We start from the raw sequence: 17257 nt of genomic DNA, 5'->3' as shown, positions 1-17257 counted from the left end.
CAACCTCCGGGCACCCGTCCAGGTGCGTCGGCGTACGACGTATGGACGCAGGCCGACCGGAGTGGAAAGCTCGAATTACCGCGGGCGTCGCCGAAGCCGCCGCGGCGGCTCCCCGTGCCCGCGCCCTTCATCTCCCCTCAACGCGCCAGACAAGCTCCCCCGCACAGCGCACTCCACCGGGAGGCACATCATGGGCGACAAGGCACACGCACACACCGGGGCCGCCGGCAGAGCAGCAACGGCCGACCGGCCCTCCTCCATACGGAATGTGGTGCTGGTCGGCCACAGCGGTTCGGGCAAGACCACCCTCGTCGAAGCCCTCGCACAGACCGCCGGAGCGGTCAATCGGGCCGGCCGGGTCGAAGACGGCGGGACGATCTCCGACTACGACGAGATCGAACACCGTCAGCAACGCTCCGTACAGCTCTCCGTGGTCCCCGTCGAATGGGGCGGATACAAGATCAATCTGTTGGACACCCCCGGATACGCCGACTTCGTCGGGGAACTCAGGGCCGGTCTGCGGGCAGCGGACGCGGCCCTTTTCGTTGTCTCGGCGGCCCAGGAGGCCGACTCCGTGGTGGGCACCACCCGCGCCGTGTGGGAGGAGTGCGCCGCCGTCGGCATGCCGCGCGCGATCGTCGTCACCCACCTCGACACCGCGCGCACCTCCTTCGACGGGATGACCCGGGTCTGCGGAGAGATCTTCGGCGGCGACGACCCCGACGCCGTCCTGCCGCTCTATCTCCCGGTGCTCGGCGCCGAGGGCCCGGACGGGCACGCCCCGCTGACCGGACTCACCGGACTCCTCTCACAGCGGATCTTCGACTACTCCAGCGGCGAGCGGAAGGCGACCCCGCCCGCCGACGACCAGCAGACACCGCTCCAGGACGCCCGCAGCCGGCTGATCGAGGGGATCATCGCCGAGAGCGAGGACGAGACCCTGATGGACCGCTACCTCGGCGGCGAGGACATCGACATCAAGACCCTCATCGACGACCTGGAGCGCGCCGTCGCCCGCGGCACCTTCCACCCCGTCCTCACCGCGGCGCCGGCCACCGACGGCGCCCGTCAGGGCATCGGCACCGTCGAACTCCTCGACCTGATCACGGGCGGCTTCCCGACGCCGCTGGAGCACCCGCTGCCCGCCGTCACCACCCCGCAGGGCGCCCTGCGCCCCGCCCCCGCCTGCGACCCCCAGGGACCGCTGGTCGCCGAGGTGGTCAAGACGGCCTCCGACCCGTATGTCGGACGCGTCTCGCTCGTCCGCGTCTTCTCCGGCACCCTGCGTCCCGACGAAACCGTCCATGTCCTCGGCCACGGTCTCACCGATCCCGGCCACGAACCCCGTCCCAACCACGACGCGGAGGTCCGGGTCGGCGCGCTCTCCGCCCCGTTCGGCAAGCAGCAGCGCGCCCTGACCAGCTGCATCGCCGGAGATCTGGCCTGCGTCGCCAAACTGGGCAGCGCCGAGACCGGGGACACCCTCTCGGCCCCGGAGGATCCGCTGCTGATGGAGCCGTGGAGCATGCCCGATCCACTGCTGCCGCTCGCCATCGAGGCACACAGCAAGGCGGACGAGGACAAGCTCTCCCAGGGGCTCGCACGGCTCGTCGCCGAGGACCCGACCATGCGCCTCGAACAGAACCAGGACACGCATCAGGTGGTCCTGTGGTGCCTTGGCGAGGCCCATCAGGACGTCGCCCTGGACCGGCTGCGCACCCGGTACGGGGTTCAGGTCGACTCCGTCCCGCACAGGGTGCCCCTGCGCGAGACGTTCGCCGGCCCGTCGACCGGTCGCGGCCGTCACGTCAAGCAGTCCGGCGGCCACGGCCAGTACGCCATCTGCGAGATCGACGTGGAGCCGCTGCCCCCCGGTTCGGGCATCGAGTTCGTCGACAAGGTGGTCGGCGGCGCGGTGCCGCGTCAGTTCATCCCGTCCGTGGAGAAGGGGGTGCGTGCGCAGGCAGCCCGCGGAGTGGCGGCCGGCCATCCCCTGGTCGACGTCCGGATCACCCTGCGGGACGGGAAGGCGCACTCCGTGGACTCGTCCGACGCCGCGTTCCAGGCGGCAGGCGCACTGGCGCTGCGGGAGGCGGCCGCGGACACCCGAATCCAGCTCCTCGAACCCGTCTCCGAGGTCCAGGTCCTGATCCCCGACGACTACGTGGGGCCGGTGATGAGCGATCTTTCGGGGCGGCGCGGACGGGTGGTCGGCACCGAGCAGTCGGGGCCGGGACGCACCCTGGTACGGGCCGAGGTGCCGGAGCTGGAGATCGGCCGGTACGCGGTCGACCTGCGCTCGCTGTCACACGGCACCGGCCGATTCGACCGGTCGTACGCCCGGCACGAAGCGATGCCCCCACAGCTCGCGGACCGCATCCGCGAAGTGCAGGAAAACGCCTCGAACGGAACATAGTTGACAGTGCTGCCCGTCCTTGTCCCCAAGGACGGGCAGCGCATTGATCCGGACGATACGCTGTGATCCCAGCTCAGAAGGTGTGCCGGGCGCGGCAGTTGGGAAGGCCGCAGGAGCAGATCCTTGGTGGCAAGTGGGGGCGACGGTGGCCAACGACGGATTCGATTTCTCTCCCGGAGCACAGATCCCGCTCCAGGGGGCGGCCGGACAGGCGGTGGCGACGAACGCCCTTGCCTCCGCCGCGTACCGGGACAGCCCGGTGGAAGAGATTCTCAAAGCCGACAGCGAGTGGCACAAGTCCAAGATCGAGGAGGGCCGTTCCAAGCTCTTCAAGAGCAAATACTTCGCCCCCAACCTCGGCGAGGCCTTCTCCCGCGCCGTGCAGGTACGCATGCTGGGCGGCGCCCGCAAGGCCCTCATCCAGTCCTTCGGAACCGACCCGCAGACCGTCGTCGAGCACTGCCTGTCCGCGACCCGGCTCCGCAAGGCGCGGGACACCAAACTGACCCTGGTCACCGTGGTCTTCGGCTTCCTCTTCCTGCCCGGACTGCTCCTGTGGGTGCTTGCCTTCCGCCTCCGTGACGGCCTGGGCGCCACCAAGGACAAGGCCCTCGGCGCGCTCGGCATGGCCCTGCTCCCCCTCGTCGGCATCGCGGCGCTGTTCTTCCTGATCAAACTGCCGGTGACCGGGCTCCTCGCGCTGTACCTTCGCGCGATGATCGTCGCCCCCGTCATCGGCTGGCTGATCGCCAAGCGGATCGCCGAGACGTCGGCCAAGGACATGCGCGCCCGCTGGGAAGGGCTGCTCTCGGGCGGTGGTGTCATCGCCAAGATCCCCGAGGCCGTACCGAAGAATCCGAACGAGACCGCCCGCGAGGCGCTCCGCCAGGGCCTGGAGAAGCTGGCGGCCGAGCAGCAGTCCAACTCCGTCTTCTACGCCGGCCCCAAGGGCATCCTCGGCATGGGAACCCGCTGGGGCAGCTGGCAGCTCGCCGAGGAGCTCGTCTCCAAGGATCCCGGCAAGGAATTCCACCAGTTCCGCAGCTGGGACCTCATTCGCGTCATCCACGACCAGCTCAAGATGCTGGAACGCGGCCCGCTGCACACCGGTGGATTCCCCACCCCGTCGGTCACGCACTGGGTCGTCTCGCCCGTCGGTGAGAACGCCGACGAGGTGTCCCGCCCGGCCGGCGAGGACGTCGCCACCTTCCAGATCAAGCCCCACGAGATACAGCGGATCTGCAACCACCAGCAGTTCGGCAGCGGCGACCGGCACTACCTGGGTGTCCAGTTCACCCTCTGGGACGGCCAGCTGGTGATCACCATGATGATCACTGTCACGGTGCTCCACGAAACGCTGCGGATCGAGGTCACCGGGCACGCCCTGGGCCCCGTCCACTCGCTCTTCACGAGCAAGCCGAAGGCCAAGGAGAAGACGGTCAACAAGACGGTCAGGTTCTGGGAGACCCGCAAGGTCATACTCCCGTTGGTGGAGCCCAAGGAGGTCGTCCGCCTGGCCCTGCGCGCCCCCTTCACCTGGTACCCGCCGCTGCTCGACTACCTGGGCGGCAAGATCACTCTCCCGGAGCCGTTCGGCCTGCGCCACGCCTGGGCCGAGAAGCCGTGGCGCCACCGCTTCATGGCGGACGACGCGATCCGAGCCGCCACCCCGGTCCTGCGGGCCGTGCACAGCGCGGCGCTCCGCGTCCTCGACGAGAACGGCGTCGACACCGAGCGCTTCGACAACCGCTCCATGATTCTCAGCGGATTCGTGCAGGATCCGACGCCGAAGAAGGCCGACATGTACGACGCATAGGGACGCGGCGGAGACGCGTGTGGGGTGCCCCGGACCACTCCGGGGCACCCCACACGCGTACCGCTCGACTCAGGCCGCGGGCCAGGCGTCGGCCAGCATCTTCCGGGTGTCGGCCAGCAGCTGCGGCAGCACCTTCGTGTGACCCACCACCGGCATGAAGTTCGTGTCGCCACCCCAGCGGGGCACCAGGTGCTGATGCAGATGGGCGGCGATGCCCGCGCCCGCCACCGCTCCCTGGTTCATCCCGATGTTGAAGCCGTGCGCCCCCGAGGCCACCCGCAGCGCCGACATGGCGCGCTTGGTGAAGTCGGCCAGCTCGAGCGTCTCCGGACCGTCCAGCTCCGTGTAGTCGGCGACGTGCCGGTACGGCACCACCATGAGGTGGCCGCCGTTGTACGGATACAGATTGAGCACGGCATAGACCTTCTCGCCGCGCGCCACGACGAGTCCGTCCTCGTCCGATTTCGCCGGGATCGCGCAGAACGGACAGCCGTCGCCGGCCTCCGGGCCGGTCGGCTTGTTCTCACCCTGGATGTACGCCATCCGGTGAGGCGTCCACAGGCGCTGGAACGCGTCGGGCGTTCCCACTCCGATCTGCTGCTCCGGCTCAGTCGTCATGCCGATCAGCATATTGCTTCACTCCCGCCGAGCGTGTCGCCGGGGCCGCACCGGTCGGCGGACGGCGATGCTGAGGCGATGAGCGACCAGCCCACGGACTCCACCCCTCTGCGGTTCAGTCGCTGGGAGCAGCGCACGGAAGTACCGCTCTTCCTCGCGTCGCTGGTCTTCCTCCTCGGGTACGCGGGCCGGGTCCTCGCCCCCCACGACGCCGAGCCGTGGCGCGGCCTCGCCCTGATCCTGGTCTGCTGCACCTGGCTGTTCTTCGCGGTGGACTTCGGCGTACGGATCCGGCTCAGCGGCCAGGGCCTGCGGTTCCTGCGCACCCACTGGCTAGACACGGTGGTGCTGGTGCTTCCACTGCTGCGGCCGCTTCGCCTGATCCGGCTCTACACCGCCCTCCAGCGGCGAAGGGAGCAGCCACGGCTGAGTCTGTACGCCCGGGTGATCGCCTACGCCGGTATGACCGCTCTGCTGCTCGGATTCTCGGCAGCGCTGGCCGTGTACCACCAGGAGCACGATGCTCCGGGCGCCTCGATCCGTACCTTCGGCGACGCGGTGTGGTGGGCGTGCGAGACGCTCACCACAGTGGGGTACGGCGACGCGGTTCCGGTCACGGCGGGCGGCCGGACCGTCGCGACGGGGCTGATGGTCTGCGGTCTGGCATTGCTGGGGGCGGTGACGGGTTCGTTCTCGTCGTGGCTGGTCCAGGTGTTCACCCGGGAGGACGAGAAGGGGCCCACGCAGAGCGACTAGCGCTGCGTGGGCCCCGGGAGTCTCCTGACGGTCAGACCTGGACGCGGTCCTCGACGGCCTTCTGGATCTTGGCGATGGCCTCGTCGACCGGGATGCCGTTCTCCTGCGACCCGTCGCGGTAGCGGAAGGAGACGGCGCCGTTGGCCATGTCCTCGTCACCCGCGATGATCATGAAGGGCACCTTGGCCTTCTGCTGGTTGCGGATCTTCTTCTGCATGCGGTCGGACGAGGCGTCCACGTCGACCCGCAGGCCCTTCTTCCTGGCCGCCGCCGCGAACTCCTGGAGGTACGGGATGTGCGCGTCGCCGATCGGGATGCCGACCGCCTGGACCGGGGCCAGCCACACCGGGAACGCACCCGCGTAGTGCTCCAGCAGCACGGCGAAGAACCGCTCGATGGAACCGAACAGGGCGCGGTGGATCATGACCGGGCGCTGCTTGGTCCCGTCGGGGCCGGTGTACTCCAGGTCGAAGCGCTCCGGCAGGTTGAAGTCGAGCTGCACGGTCGACATCTGCCAGGTACGGCCGATGGCGTCCTTGCACTGGACCGAGATCTTCGGGCCGTAGAACGCGGCGCCGCCCGGGTCGGGAACCAGGGGAAGGCCCTGCTTCTCGGCCACCTGGCGCAGCGTCTCCGTGGCCTCGTCCCAGATCTCGTCCGAGCCGACGAACTTCTCCGGGTCCTTGGTGGAGAGCTCCAGGTAGAAGTCGGTCAGACCGTAGTCGCGCAGCAGGTTCAGGACGAAGGTGAGCGTCTTGTCGAGCTCCTCCGCCATCTGCTCCTTGGTGCAGTAGATGTGCGCGTCGTCCTGCGTGAAACCGCGCGAGCGGGTCAGGCCGTGCACCACGCCCGACTTCTCGTAGCGGTAGACCGTGCCGAACTCGAAGAGGCGCAGCGGCAGTTCGCGGTAGGAGCGGCCGCGAGCGTCGAAGATCAGGTTGTGCATGGGGCAGTTCATCGGCTTGAGGTAGTAGTCCACCCCGTCGTCGAGCTGCATGGGCGGGTACATGCCTTCGGCGTACCAGTCCAGGTGGCCGGACTTCTCGAACAGATTGCCCTTGGTGGCGTGCGGCGAGTAGACGAACTCGTAGCCCTCCTCCTCGTGGCGCTTGCGCGAGTAGTCCTCCATGGCCCGGCGGACGATGCCGCCCTTGGGGTGGAAGACGGCGAGGCCGGGACCGATCTCGTCGGGGAAGGAGAAGAGGTCCAGCTCGTTGCCGAGCTTGCGGTGGTCGCGCTTGGCGGCCTCCTCCAGGAACTCCAGGTGCGCCTTGAGCTCGTCCTTGGTGGGCCAGGCGGTGCCGTAGATGCGCTGGAGCATCGGGTTCTTCTCGCTGCCCCGCCAGTACGCCGCGGCGTTCCGCATCAGCTTGAACGCCGGGATGTTCCGGGTGGTCGGCAGGTGCGGACCACGGCAGAGGTCCTTCCAGCACAGGTCACCGGTCTTGGCGTCCAGGTTGTCGTAGATGGTCAGCTCGCCGCCGCCCACCTCGACATCGGCGCCGTCGTCGGTGGAGGCGGCACCCTTGATCCCGATGAGCTCCAGCTTGTACGGCTCGTCGGCCAGCTCCTCGCGGGCGGCCTCGTCGGTGACGACCCGGCGGGAGAACCGCTGTCCCCGCTTCTGGATCTCCTGCATCTTCTTCTCGATGGCCTTGAGGTCCTCGGGCGTGAACGGCTTCTCGACGTCGAAGTCGTAGTAGAAGCCGTCCTTGACCGGCGGGCCGATACCGAGCTTGGCCTCGGGGAAGAGCTCCTGCACGGCCTGCGCCATGACGTGCGCGGTCGAGTGCCGGAGGATGTTCAGGCCGTCCTCGGAGGAGATCTCGACGGGCTCGACGACCTCGCCGTCGGCGACGACGTACGCGAGGTCCTTCAGCTCACCGGCGACCCGGGCGGCGACGACGGTGCGCTCGCCGGGGAAGAGCTCGGCAGCCGTAGTGCCCGTCGTCACCACGCGCTCTTCCCGCTCGGAATCGCGTTGGATGATCACACGGACGTCTGACACCGGTCTCTCCTGACTGAAGGGGGGTGCGCGCCCTGTTCCACCGCGCACGCAAGACGAATCGTACCGAGCCGACGGCCCCCTTAGCGAAAGGGTTCGCTCCGGCCGCCCGCCCGCCTGCCCGGCACGGTGCGCCTATTCGCCCGTGCAGGCCTCCTCGAAGAAGTCGAGGTTCTCCTGGAGCGATTTCATCAGCCGGTCCCGTTCCGCCTCGTCGACCTGTACGGGTACCACCTGCGAGGCCCGCGTCAGCCGCCGGAAGCCGTCCCGGCTCTCCAGCCGCCCCTCCACCCGGATCGGCAGCCCGACGAGATGGGCGTGACCGGCGATCCGGTACGCCTCCTCGTCGAGCTCCAGCCGGACGTGCGGGACCTCGGCGCCGGCCAGGACCCGCAGTCGCACGATTCCGGCGCCGCGCGGTCCCGAGCGGCGCATCCGGACGACGGCGCCGGTGATCCGGACGTTGACGGCGGGTTCGTCCTCGACGTAGCGGGCGCCGGCCAGCCGCAGGGCGGGCAGGTCGCCGGGTGAGAACTCGACCGGTTCGGGACGGGCCGGGCAGCCTTCGGGGGTTCCCGCGGCGGGCGCCCAGGCGAGGGAGATCCTCGTCCCTTCCGAGCCGCGGACCAGGGCGATGACGGCCTGGGTCAGCTCCCGGCTGACACCGGCCTCGACAGCGCCGTCGAAGGCTTCCATGCCCCCGGTGGCGCGCTGGAAGTCGATGGCCTCGCGGGTGGCGTGCAGGGCGTGGTAGAGCCGTACGGAGACGGCGCGGCCCGGTTCGACGGGGAGATACGCGGTGAGATCGCGGCCGCCCGGCGCGGGTCCGACGAGGATGCCTTCGAGCGAGGCCAGGGCCCTGCGGCGGTGGCGTGCGCCGTGGAAGCCGGTGCGCCCCCGCACGGCGAGCGCCCCGGCGAGAAGGATCTGCCGGGCCGCGGCGCGCAGCTGTTCGGCGCCGCTCCAGCTGGCCGCTCCGGCGGCGCCGGCTGCCCCGAGCGCACCGTCGGGGACGTCGCGCCACCAGCGGATCTCGTCGCTGGGCACGGCGAGGGAGACCAGGACGTCTCGGGCTGAGGGTGCGGCGCTTCGGGCGAGCGCGGTGAGTGCCTCGGCGAGCAGGTCCTCACTGTCGGGGAAGGCGGTGGTGTCGGGTACGAGCAGACTCGTACCGCCGCCGGAGGGTGCCACGGTTCCCGGCGGGGTCCACCGGCTGTACCGTCCGGCCGAGCCGCCGCGGCGACGCCAGCCGTGCCGGTCCAGCAGGGCACCGAGGACCGCGGGGTCGACGCGGGCGGGATCGGGGATGTCCCCGACGGGCGGCAGCGCCGTGGGCCAGTGGCCCACCGTCTCGCTGGGGTGTGGTCGTGTGCCCGACGGCATCGCTGCGTCGACGGGCTCGTCCATCGGCCGGTGCATCAGGGTCTCCCTCCCGCCCCGACCCGCGTCATGATCTCGCAGAGCGCGCGGTCGTCGAATATGCGCGTGGTCGGGATCCGCACAGTGGTCCTGTGCCGGCCTGTCACCGCGTGGCCGGCCAGGTTGGTCCAGTAGCAGCAGTGCCGCAGGTCGAGCCGGTCGTGTCCGGCCCGCAGCCAGTCGTCCTGGCTGCGGGGCACAACCATCACGACCAGGATCTTGTGCACCGACACGGGCGTCCGGGCGAGCTTCACGAGGTGGGCGTTGTCCAGCGTGAAGGCGAACGTCGGTCCGGACGGGTGCGGTGGTATCTGATAGGTGCATTTCAGCTGCACCTTTATGGTCACCTCGTCGTCGACGAGGTGACCGGGGGCGCCGTGGCTGACATGCCAGTCGATGCCGTTGTCGGGGAAGGGCTGCGACAGGGAGCACCCCGCCGCGGCCGCGACCGCGTGCAAGTAGCCCACCTGGAGGGTCTCCATGCAGGCGGTGGTGGCGAGTGTGCCGCGCAGCGGAGCGATCTGCTGGGGCAACAGCCCTCCCCCGTAGCCTTCGGCACGGGAGGGGCCCCCTGATTCGGGCTGCGCGAGCGCCATGGCTCCGTATGCCTTCCGGGCTGTGCCGTTCGGTTCGTTCGGTTGGTGAGTCCTCGGGGCAACTTCTGCGCCCGTCACCTGTGTTGTCACCGCACGGAGCGGTCCGCAAACGGCGTATCAGGCAAAGGGCCCGGGTATCACCGAATCGGGCAGGGGAATCACACCATCTGCCGGTCGGGCACGAGGAGTTCGGGGATGACTCACTGGTATGAGGGGCCACTGGCCGCTTTTGACACCGAGACAACAGGAGTGGACGTCGAGGAGGACCGCATCGTTTCGGCGGCCCTGGTCGTCCAGGACACGGCGGGCGGGCGCATGCGCGTGACCCGCTGGCTGGTGAATCCGGGGGTGCCGGTGCCCGTGGGGGCCACCGAGATCCACGGGCTGACCGACGATCACCTTCAGCGCAACGGCAGGTGGCCGGCGCCGGTGGTGGAGGAGATAGCCAGGGCGCTCGCCGAGCAGTGCGCGGCCGGGCGGCCTCTCGTCGTGATGAACGCGCCGTTCGATCTGACGCTGCTGGACCGGGAACTGAAACGGCACCGGGCGTCGTCGTTGGCCGGGTACCTGGAGAACACGCCGCTGTGCGTACTGGATCCGCGGGTCCTCGACAAGCATCTTGACCGCTACCGCAAGGGCCGGCGCACGCTCACGGATCTCTGTGCGCAGTACGAGGTGGTGCTGGACGGCGCCCATGATGCGGCGGCCGACGCGGCGGCGTCGCTGGAGCTGGTGCGGGCGGTGGGACGGCGCTTCTCGTCCCGTCTGGAGCGGTTGTCCCCGTCGGAGCTGCACACCTTGCAGGCGGTGTGGCATGCGGCGCAGGCGCGGGGGCTGCAGGCGTGGTTCGCGAAGAGCGGTACGCCGGAGGCGGTGGACCCGGCCTGGCCACTGCGTCCGGAACTGCCGGCGGCGGCATGATCGCGGGTCTGCGGAAGCCGGTCCGCTGGTCGTGATCCGGACGTGCAGAGGCCGGTCCGTCGATGAATCCGACGGACCGGCCTCTCCCGGGGTGGGCGATACTGGTTTCGAACCAGTGACCTCTTCGGTGTGAACGAAGCGCTCTCCCACTGAGCTAATCGCCCGGGAACGCAATGAACCATACAGGGCTCGGCGGGTGTGGTTCAAACTCCTTCGAGACGGACCACCAGCCCTCGGCGTCCGGCCCGCATCATCAGCGCGTGGTTCGCCCGGAACACCGCGCGTCCCGGCACCGAGAGCAGCCGCATCAGCCTCCGGCGCACCTCGACCTCCTGCTCGTACGTGGCGCGGGTGCCGGTGCCGTGTGCGGTGACGGTCCAGCGGGCCCAGCCTTCGAGGTCGCCGTCGAGGGTCACTTCGAGCACTCCGGCCGCCGGGTCGCGGCGGCTCTCGCGGACGGTCATGACGAGGTCGTACGGGAGGACGGAGCGGATCCGCATGGTTCCGGTGGCGTCGTCGACGGTGGCGACCTCGCGGATCTGCGGCCACCATCGCGGGTACTCCTCGGCGCGTTCGAGGACTCCGTACACGACAGCGGGTGGGGCGGATACGTCCCAGATACTCACAAAACGGTAGTGGCTCCAGTCCATGGGTCCCAGTCTGCGCGTACTCAGTCCCCCGGCTGAGTATCCGAGCGCATGTCCGAAGCTGTGGGCCGCGCCACACTCCGCTCATGGAACATGTGCCGCCGCCCGCCGAGGAATTGGCGCTCCTCGACCGTGAACTGGCCCGGCTGGACGCCCGCCGGATGCAACTGCTGACCCGTCGTGCCTGGCTGCTGAGCGTTCTGCAGCCGCCGGCCACGCCTCCCGCGGCACCGCCCGGACGACCGGGCCCGGCCGCGTTCACGCCCTCGTTCCCCTCGGCGGCCCCGGTGCCGCCGCGCAGTGCACAGAATGTGCTGCTGACTCTGGGCGGTCTGCTCCTGACGATCGCGGCGATCGCATTCACCCTGGTCAGCTGGGGTCAGATGGGGATCGGCGGCCGCTCGGCGGTGCTCGCTCTGGTGACGGTCGCCGCGCTGGCCACGCCCGCCGTGCTGCTGCGCCGTGGGCTGTCGTCGACGGCCGAGTCGCTGGGCGCGCTCGCACTGGTGCTGATGGTGCTGGATGCCTATGCGCTGCACCGGGTGGCGGCGCCGGACACCGGCGGTCTCGGGTTCGCCTCGGCCGCTTCGGCGGTCCTGGCGGTTCTGTGGGCGGCCTACGGTCTGGCGCTCGGAAAGCTGCGTCTGCCGCTGCCGATGGCTGTGGTGAGCGTGCAGTTCACGCTGGTGCTGTGGACCTGGGCGGTGGGTGCGCAGGCGTCGGTCTTCGCCGGGGCGCTGCTGCTGACGGCGGCGCTGGACTGTGCGATCGCCCTGCGGGGCAAGGGTGTTGCGGTGCGGACGACCGCGACCGTCGGTGGTTGTCTCTCCGGGGCGGCCGGGCTGCTGGTGGCTCTGGCTCTGTCGGTGACGGCGGGTACGCCGGCGGCGGCGGTGGCGCCCGGTGCGCTGCTGCTGGCGGGGGCGGCGGTCGCGCTGTTCGGCGTGTGGCGGGCGCCGAAGGAGTTCGCGGTGGCCGGTGGGTTGTCGGCCGGACTCGCCGTGGTGGCCGGGGTGGGCGGCGTGCTGCGTGCGGGGGCAGACACGGACTGGTCGGTTCCGGTGTATCTGCTGTGCGGTCTGGTGCTGCTGACGGCGGTACGGGCTCCCCTGCCGCGACCGGCCGGGCAGGGCGTGCTGTGGGCGTCGGGTGTGGTGGTCGCCGGGTCGGTGCTGTCCGCGGCACCCGCGGTCGGGATGACGCTGATGGGTCCGGTGTCGCGGTTGACTGCTGTGTGGTCCGGTGTGCCGCAGGGCCGTGCCCGCGGTGCACTCGGGCTGGAGGGGATGGAGTGGTCGCAGCTCTCCACGGCTCCGGTGATTCTTCTGGTGGTGGCCGGTCTGACAGGGGCGGCGTACCGCTGGTGGGCGTGGTGTGTGCGGGCGGCCGGAGCGGTGGTCTCCCCCCGTGCGGCATGGCGGGGTGCGGCGGGTGCGAGTGCGCTGGTGCTCGGCTGGGCGGGGCTGCTGGTGCTGCCCGTTTCCCTGGATGCTCCGTACGCGGTGGCGGTGGCGGTGCAGGCGTTGCTGGTCGCGGCGCTCCTCGCGGTGACGGTGCGGGCGGTGCGCCTCGGCGCGGGCCCTGTGGCGTCGGCCGCGCTGGTGTGCGCCGTGGTCGGGGCGGTGAGCGCGGGGACGCTGTCGCTGGCCGCGGAGCCCGCCACCTACGGTGTGTTCGGGGCGCTGCTGGTGCTGTTCGGGGCGGCGGCGGTGGTGACGCGTGCCGATGCGGCGCCGGCGGCGCGGGTGACCCGGCTGATGCAGGCGGTGTCCGCGTGTGCGGCCGTGGTGTGCGCGATGGTGCTTGCCGGTGCGCTGGGGGCCTCGCTGGAGCTGGCTACGTACCGGGCCGCGCCGCTCATGCTGGTCGTCCCCACGGTGACGGTCCTGCTCGGGGCGCGGCTGCGGGGCGGGCCGCCGACCTTGCCGGTCGAGCTGACCGGCGCCGTCGCCGCGGTGGTGGCGGTCGCGATGGCCGTACCCGATGCGCCGTTCCTGGCTCTGGTCCTCGCACTGTGCGGGGTGCTCGCGGCGGGCACGGCCGTGCGTGCCGAGCGGCGGCCGGCGGCCGGTTATCTGGCCGTGGTCCTGTTCGTCCTGGCGACCTGGGTGCGGCTGTCGGCTTCGGATGTGTCGGCCCCTGAGGCGTACACCCTGCCGGTGACGCTGCCTGCGCTGGTCGTCGGTGTGCTGCGGCGGCGCCGTGATCCGGCGGCGTCCTCGTGGACCGCGTACGGAGCGGGGCTGGCGGCGACGCTGGTGCCGAGCGTCTTCGCGGCCTGGGCCGACCCGTCATGGGTGCGGCCGCTGCTGCTCGGACTGGCGGCGTTGGTCATCACGCTGGCCGGGGCGCGGCTGCGGCTGCAGGCGCTGCTGCTGCTCGGTGGTGCGGTGCTGGCCATGGACGCGCTGCACGAACTGGCGCCGTATGTGATCCAGGTCGTGGGTGCGCTGCCGCGCTGGCTGCCGCCCGCGCTGGCGGGTCTGCTGCTGCTGGTGGTCGGGGCGACGTACGAGCAGCGGCTGCGCGACGCGCGGCGGGTGAAGGACGCCCTGGGCCGGATGCGTTGACCGAGGTCGTGGTCGGCGGCCCGGCCCGGGGCGTGCTTCGGCTGCCTCAGGCCGGCATCCGGTCACCGAGGAGCGCGAGGTTCTCGATGGCGGCGAGTCCGTACAGGGCGGTGTCGTTGGTGTAGACCCAGTTGGCCTCGCTGCCGGCGACGGTGGCGACGGGTCCGCTCACCTTCTCCGTCTTCCAGGGAGCTGATTCCTGGTAGCCGTCGCTCTTGTAGAACTTCTCCCAGGCGCGGGCCGCGAGCTTCGCGTCGCCGGTCTGGACGGCGGCGTACGCGTCGAGCCGCGAGTGGCCCTGGAACAGCAGCAGGCTGCCGAAGTCCGTTCCGTAGCGCGCGCTCTGCTCCGCCTTGGTGGCGTTGAAGTACCGGCAGTAGTCCAGATACGCGTCCTTGAACGCGGGCATGTCGACGAGGCCGATGAGTTCGGCGCACAGTTCGTTCAGTCCGAAGACGGCGGACAGGTGGGAGACGCTGACGACGGGTTCGGTGGCGACGGCGAACTTCCCGGTGTCCAGGTCGTACAGGCCGCTGCCCTGGACGAAGCCGTTGGGCTGAGCGGCGATCGTCTCCATGGTGCCGAGGACACGGGCCTTCGCCTTGTCCGCCTTGGGGCCGCCGCGTTCCCATTCGGTGAGCCAGGCGGAGACGAGCCCGCTCCAGTCCGTGCCGAAGCCGATGGAGAGGGCGTGCCGGTCGGGCGTGTAGGGCTCGGTACGGATCTTGCGGAGCGGGTCGAGGCCGAGGAACGTCTCGTCGGAGTCGACGTTGGCGCGCATCAGGTCGCCGACGCGTTCGTCCGCGGTGAGGAAGTAGTAGAAGCGCCGGTACGTGGTGTTGGCTATGCGCTGCTGTTTGGCGCTGTCGGCGTAGTGCTGGACGCCGTGGCGGGTACCGAGCCCGGCCCAGTCGCCGAGGTGGTAGACGTCGACCTCGCCGGTGTGGCGGGTCATGGCCTCGGCGAAGCGGAAGATGTCCGCGCGGCCGGAGCGCAGGTAGGCGTACCAGAGCCAGAGGTCGGGTGAGAGCTCGGAGTTGTCCCAGGCGTAACCGCCGATGTCGTAGCGCCACTGGTGGCGGGCGGGGTCGTACGAGTGCATGACGTCGCCGTAATCCCAGAAGCCGTACCAACGGCGCATCTCGACCTGGTCCTTGTAGTACGTGAAGAGGAAGTCCAGGTGGTCCTCGATCTTCGCCTTCGCGGGGGTCGAGCGGTCGACCGGGGAGAACAGTCCGCCGAAGACCTTGGCGCCGATCAGCTGGGACGTCGGGGCGACGAGCTGCGGCAGGGTGCGGACGGTGCGTGACTGCTGGGCAAGCGCTTCGGCACCGGGTGTGGAGTCGTTGGCCCAGAAGACGAGTTCGCTGGTGCGGGCGATGCCGTACGGGGTGCCGAAGCCGGGCTCGTAGTCCTCGTAGGTGATGTTGAGGCCTTCGAGCTGTTCGGGATAGGTGTCCTGACCCAGGCCGTCGTGGTAGAAGCGCAGGTCCATCGGCTCGGCCTCGGGCGACCACAGCCAGAGCGTGACCTCGGCGGCCTGGGTGTCGGCGCCCCGGATGTCGAGCTGGGCGGGGAACTTCTCCCAGAAGTCGCGCAGCCCGAAGGAGAGTCCACCGCTCGCCCCGCCGACGTAGCCGAAGCCGGAGGCGCGTCGGCCGCCGCCCGCGGCGATCCAGCCGTGGCCGTTCCTGGTGCGCTTGCGCAGCGTGAAGCCGTCTGCGGACAGCTGGCTGAGGGTGTAGTCGCCCCAGGTCGGAATGAGCGGGAGACGGGTGGTGACGCGCTGGTCCCAGGTGGCGGGGTCGGGCAGCTTCGTGCCTTCGAACTGGGCGGCCTGGACGGCGACGCCGGGGTCGCGGCGCAGCCCGGTGATGCCCTTGACGGCTTCGCGGAGCATGCCGGTGTCGTCGCCGCCGATGCGGACGTGCCGGTCGTACGTCTCGTCACGCATCGGGACGGTGAAGCGGACGCCCAGCCCGCGGATGAAGTCGCCGCTCGCCTTTCCGGGTTCCTGCGTGCCGTCGAAGGTGATGGTGTGCATCATGCGGAATGACTCGGCGCCCGCGTAGAAGTACAGCCGCACGGAGAACGGCAGCCAGGAGCGGCTCCCGCGGCGGTGCTTGCCGTCGATGCGGACGACGGCGCGGACCGGGCCGCTCTGTTCGACCTCCGTCCTGCCGATGGTGCTCTCGAAGCGTTCGTACTTCTCCTGCCCCTGGTCGCCGTCCTCGATCTCGCCCTGCCGGATCAGGACGAGTCGGCCGTCCTTGGCGATCTCGGTGGAGCCGCGGGTGAGGGAAGTGATCAGGGAGGAGCCGGTCTTCCCGATCGTCGCGGTGATGGCCCCCGTGGAGACGGTGATGGCGCCGCCGGTGGACTTGACGTCGACCTTGGCCGCGGGCGCGGTGGGTGCACCGGCGGTGAGGGCGAACTTCTTGGCGCCTGCCGCCTCGGGTCCGACCGCGTGCGCGGTCCACTTCAGGGAGCCGTCGGGCCATGTGGCGGTGGCCCAGGTCTGTACGGGGACGTCCTTGCCGTCGGCTGTGGCGAGGGCGAATTTCTGATCGGCCGGGTAGCGCCCCTGCGCCCATGGCACGCCGAACGTGGAGCCGGGGGCGGCGCCGAGCCCGGTCTCCTCCAGCCAGCCGATCTCGACGGGGCCTTCGTCGGTCTTCGCGGTGGCCGGGCCGGCCGCGGCCGCCTGCTGAGTGGCGTCGCTCAGCACCCAGGAGAGGGGGGTGGCCGCGCCGGTGACGGCGGCGGCCTTGAGGACGGTACGGCGGGGGATCGGGGACATCACGGCTCCAATTCGTTGCGTGAACGGGCATGAATGGGCATGACGGATCGCACGCGGGTGCGTGGTGCGCGCGAGTTCGGTACGAGGGTCGGGTCAGCGGCGGTCCGCCGCGACGGCTGCCGCGGCGAGACACCCGAAGGCGGGCGCGGCCAGGGGCGGCACCTGCCAGGCGGTGAGCGCGAGGGCGACGAACCCACCGACGAGCAGCAGGGATCCGGCCGGATCGGTCAGGCTCCGGCGGCCCGCGGCCCGGACCGTCGGCGCCCAGTCGGCGCCGGGCCGCCAGGCGGCAGCCGTACGGAGTCCCCAGACGGCCAGGGCCGTCAGCCCCAGCACGCTGACGGCGGCGAGCAGCCGGCCGCCCGGCAGCAGCCCCGACCGGGCGACCTGCCGGTCGAAGGCGAGCAGCGCGAGCGCCGCCCACCACAACAGGGACACCCGCCATCCGGTCCGTGCCGCGTCCCGTAGATCGGCGGCGAACTCCCGCAGCCCGCCCCGCTCACCGGCCGGCTGCCGGCGCAGATGCGCGCAGCCCGCGGCGAACGCGGGCAGAAGGGTGATCAGCGGCAGGGCCGCCACGGTGATCCACACCCCGGTGAGCAGGGACTCGGCGAAGAGCGCGAACCGGACGAACTTCTCGGGCCGCTGCGGGCGGCCGGCGGCGCGGGCGATACGTACGGTCATGGTGGTGAC

General features: G+C 70.7%; 12 protein-coding genes and 1 tRNA gene. 5 read left to right on the top strand and 8 right to left on the bottom strand.

Features of this window, described 5'->3' with window-relative positions; genetic code table 11:
• Positions 1–190: 190 nt before the first annotated feature.
• Both OG963_RS35560 and OG963_RS35555 read left to right on the top strand, forming a co-directional pair.
• On the top strand, positions 191–2416 hold the full coding sequence (locus OG963_RS35560; RefSeq protein ID WP_371799825.1) for an elongation factor G-like protein EF-G2: 2226 nt from the start codon (positions 191–193) through the stop codon (positions 2414–2416).
• A 145-nt stretch (positions 2417–2561) separates the two neighbouring features.
• On the top strand, positions 2562–4232 hold the full coding sequence (locus OG963_RS35555; protein WP_093775518.1) for a hypothetical protein: 1671 nt from the start codon (positions 2562–2564) through the stop codon (positions 4230–4232).
• Between the two features lie 69 nt (positions 4233–4301).
• Here OG963_RS35555 and OG963_RS35550 read toward each other — a convergent pair whose 3' ends face one another.
• Positions 4302–4862 (bottom strand): HIT domain-containing protein, encoded by a 561-nt coding sequence (locus OG963_RS35550; protein ID WP_093775319.1) that lies wholly within the window; start codon positions 4860–4862, stop codon positions 4302–4304.
• A 66-nt stretch (positions 4863–4928) separates the two neighbouring features.
• On the opposite strand from OG963_RS35550, the gene OG963_RS35545 reads away from it, so the two are divergent.
• Positions 4929–5606 (top strand): potassium channel family protein, encoded by a 678-nt coding sequence (locus OG963_RS35545; protein ID WP_093775317.1) that lies wholly within the window; start codon positions 4929–4931, stop codon positions 5604–5606.
• Positions 5607–5637: 31 nt separating this feature from the next.
• Here the strand turns inward: OG963_RS35545 and thrS are convergent, their stop codons facing one another.
• From thrS to OG963_RS35530, 3 genes are all read right to left on the bottom strand, one after another.
• Entirely contained in the window at positions 5638–7614 is a 1977-nt protein-coding gene (gene thrS, locus OG963_RS35540; RefSeq protein WP_030918777.1) for a threonine--tRNA ligase, read from the bottom strand.
• A 132-nt stretch (positions 7615–7746) separates the two neighbouring features.
• Positions 7747–9030: a hypothetical protein gene (locus tag OG963_RS35535; protein WP_030918775.1), complete on the bottom strand. Its 1284-nt coding sequence runs from the start codon at positions 9028–9030 to the stop codon at positions 7747–7749.
• Positions 9030–9626: a DUF4365 domain-containing protein gene (locus tag OG963_RS35530; RefSeq protein ID WP_030918773.1), complete on the bottom strand. Its 597-nt coding sequence runs from the start codon at positions 9624–9626 to the stop codon at positions 9030–9032. The genes OG963_RS35535 and OG963_RS35530 overlap by 1 nt, the downstream gene beginning before the upstream one ends.
• 195 nt (positions 9627–9821) lie before the next feature.
• Here OG963_RS35530 and OG963_RS35525 point away from each other — a divergent pair, with 195 nt between their 5' ends.
• Complete coding sequence (locus OG963_RS35525; RefSeq protein ID WP_030918771.1) at positions 9822–10547, top strand: 3'-5' exonuclease; 726 nt, start codon at positions 9822–9824, stop codon at positions 10545–10547.
• Positions 10548–10639: 92 nt separating this feature from the next.
• Here OG963_RS35525 and OG963_RS35520 read toward each other — a convergent pair.
• Both OG963_RS35520 and OG963_RS35515 read right to left on the bottom strand, forming a co-directional pair.
• A tRNA-Val gene (locus tag OG963_RS35520) sits at positions 10640–10711 on the bottom strand.
• A gap of 39 nt (positions 10712–10750) precedes the next feature.
• The gene (locus OG963_RS35515) at positions 10751–11197 is read right to left on the bottom strand and encodes an SRPBCC family protein (RefSeq protein WP_093775315.1); all 447 of its coding nucleotides are present in this window, start codon (positions 11195–11197) and stop codon (positions 10751–10753) included.
• An 83-nt stretch (positions 11198–11280) separates the two neighbouring features.
• On the opposite strand from OG963_RS35515, the gene OG963_RS35510 reads away from it, so the two are divergent.
• Positions 11281–13764, top strand: coding sequence for an SCO7613 C-terminal domain-containing membrane protein (locus tag OG963_RS35510; RefSeq protein ID WP_319325440.1), 2484 nt, complete (start codon positions 11281–11283; stop codon positions 13762–13764).
• A gap of 46 nt (positions 13765–13810) precedes the next feature.
• On the opposite strand, the gene OG963_RS35505 is transcribed toward OG963_RS35510, so the two are convergent.
• Positions 13811–16564 (bottom strand): Tat pathway signal sequence domain protein, encoded by a 2754-nt coding sequence (locus OG963_RS35505; RefSeq protein WP_371799824.1) that lies wholly within the window; start codon positions 16562–16564, stop codon positions 13811–13813.
• Between the two features lie 93 nt (positions 16565–16657).
• Entirely contained in the window at positions 16658–17248 is a 591-nt protein-coding gene (locus OG963_RS35500; protein WP_107441117.1) for a hypothetical protein, read from the bottom strand.
• Positions 17249–17257 lie beyond the last annotated feature (9 nt).

This window comes from Streptomyces sp. NBC_01707, from assembly GCF_041438805.1.
GTDB lineage: Bacteria > Actinomycetota > Actinomycetes > Streptomycetales > Streptomycetaceae > Streptomyces.
Note: the sequence above shows the minus strand (reverse complement) of the source record. Positions and strands in the feature narration are given on the sequence as shown.

Bases quoted from the DNA above. Each gene is read 5' to 3' on its own strand.
- OG963_RS35560 (WP_371799825.1), top strand. From the start codon at position 191: ATGGGCGACAAGGCACACGCACACACCGGGGCCGCCGGCAGAGCAGCA.
- OG963_RS35550 (WP_093775319.1), bottom strand. From the start codon at position 4,862: ATGCTGATCGGCATGACGACTGAGCCGGAGCAGCAGATCGGAGTGGGA.
- OG963_RS35545 (WP_093775317.1), top strand. From the start codon at position 4,929: ATGAGCGACCAGCCCACGGACTCCACCCCTCTGCGGTTCAGTCGCTGG.
- OG963_RS35535 (WP_030918775.1), bottom strand. From the start codon at position 9,030: ATGCACCGGCCGATGGACGAGCCCGTCGACGCAGCGATGCCGTCGGGC.
- OG963_RS35530 (WP_030918773.1), bottom strand. From the start codon at position 9,626: ATGGCGCTCGCGCAGCCCGAATCAGGGGGCCCCTCCCGTGCCGAAGGC.
- OG963_RS35525 (WP_030918771.1), top strand. From the start codon at position 9,822: ATGACTCACTGGTATGAGGGGCCACTGGCCGCTTTTGACACCGAGACA.
- OG963_RS35515 (WP_093775315.1), bottom strand. From the start codon at position 11,197: ATGGACTGGAGCCACTACCGTTTTGTGAGTATCTGGGACGTATCCGCC.
- OG963_RS35510 (WP_319325440.1), top strand. From the start codon at position 11,281: ATGGAACATGTGCCGCCGCCCGCCGAGGAATTGGCGCTCCTCGACCGT.
- OG963_RS35505 (WP_371799824.1), bottom strand. From the start codon at position 16,564: ATGTCCCCGATCCCCCGCCGTACCGTCCTCAAGGCCGCCGCCGTCACC.
- OG963_RS35500 (WP_107441117.1), bottom strand. From the start codon at position 17,248: ATGACCGTACGTATCGCCCGCGCCGCCGGCCGCCCGCAGCGGCCCGAG.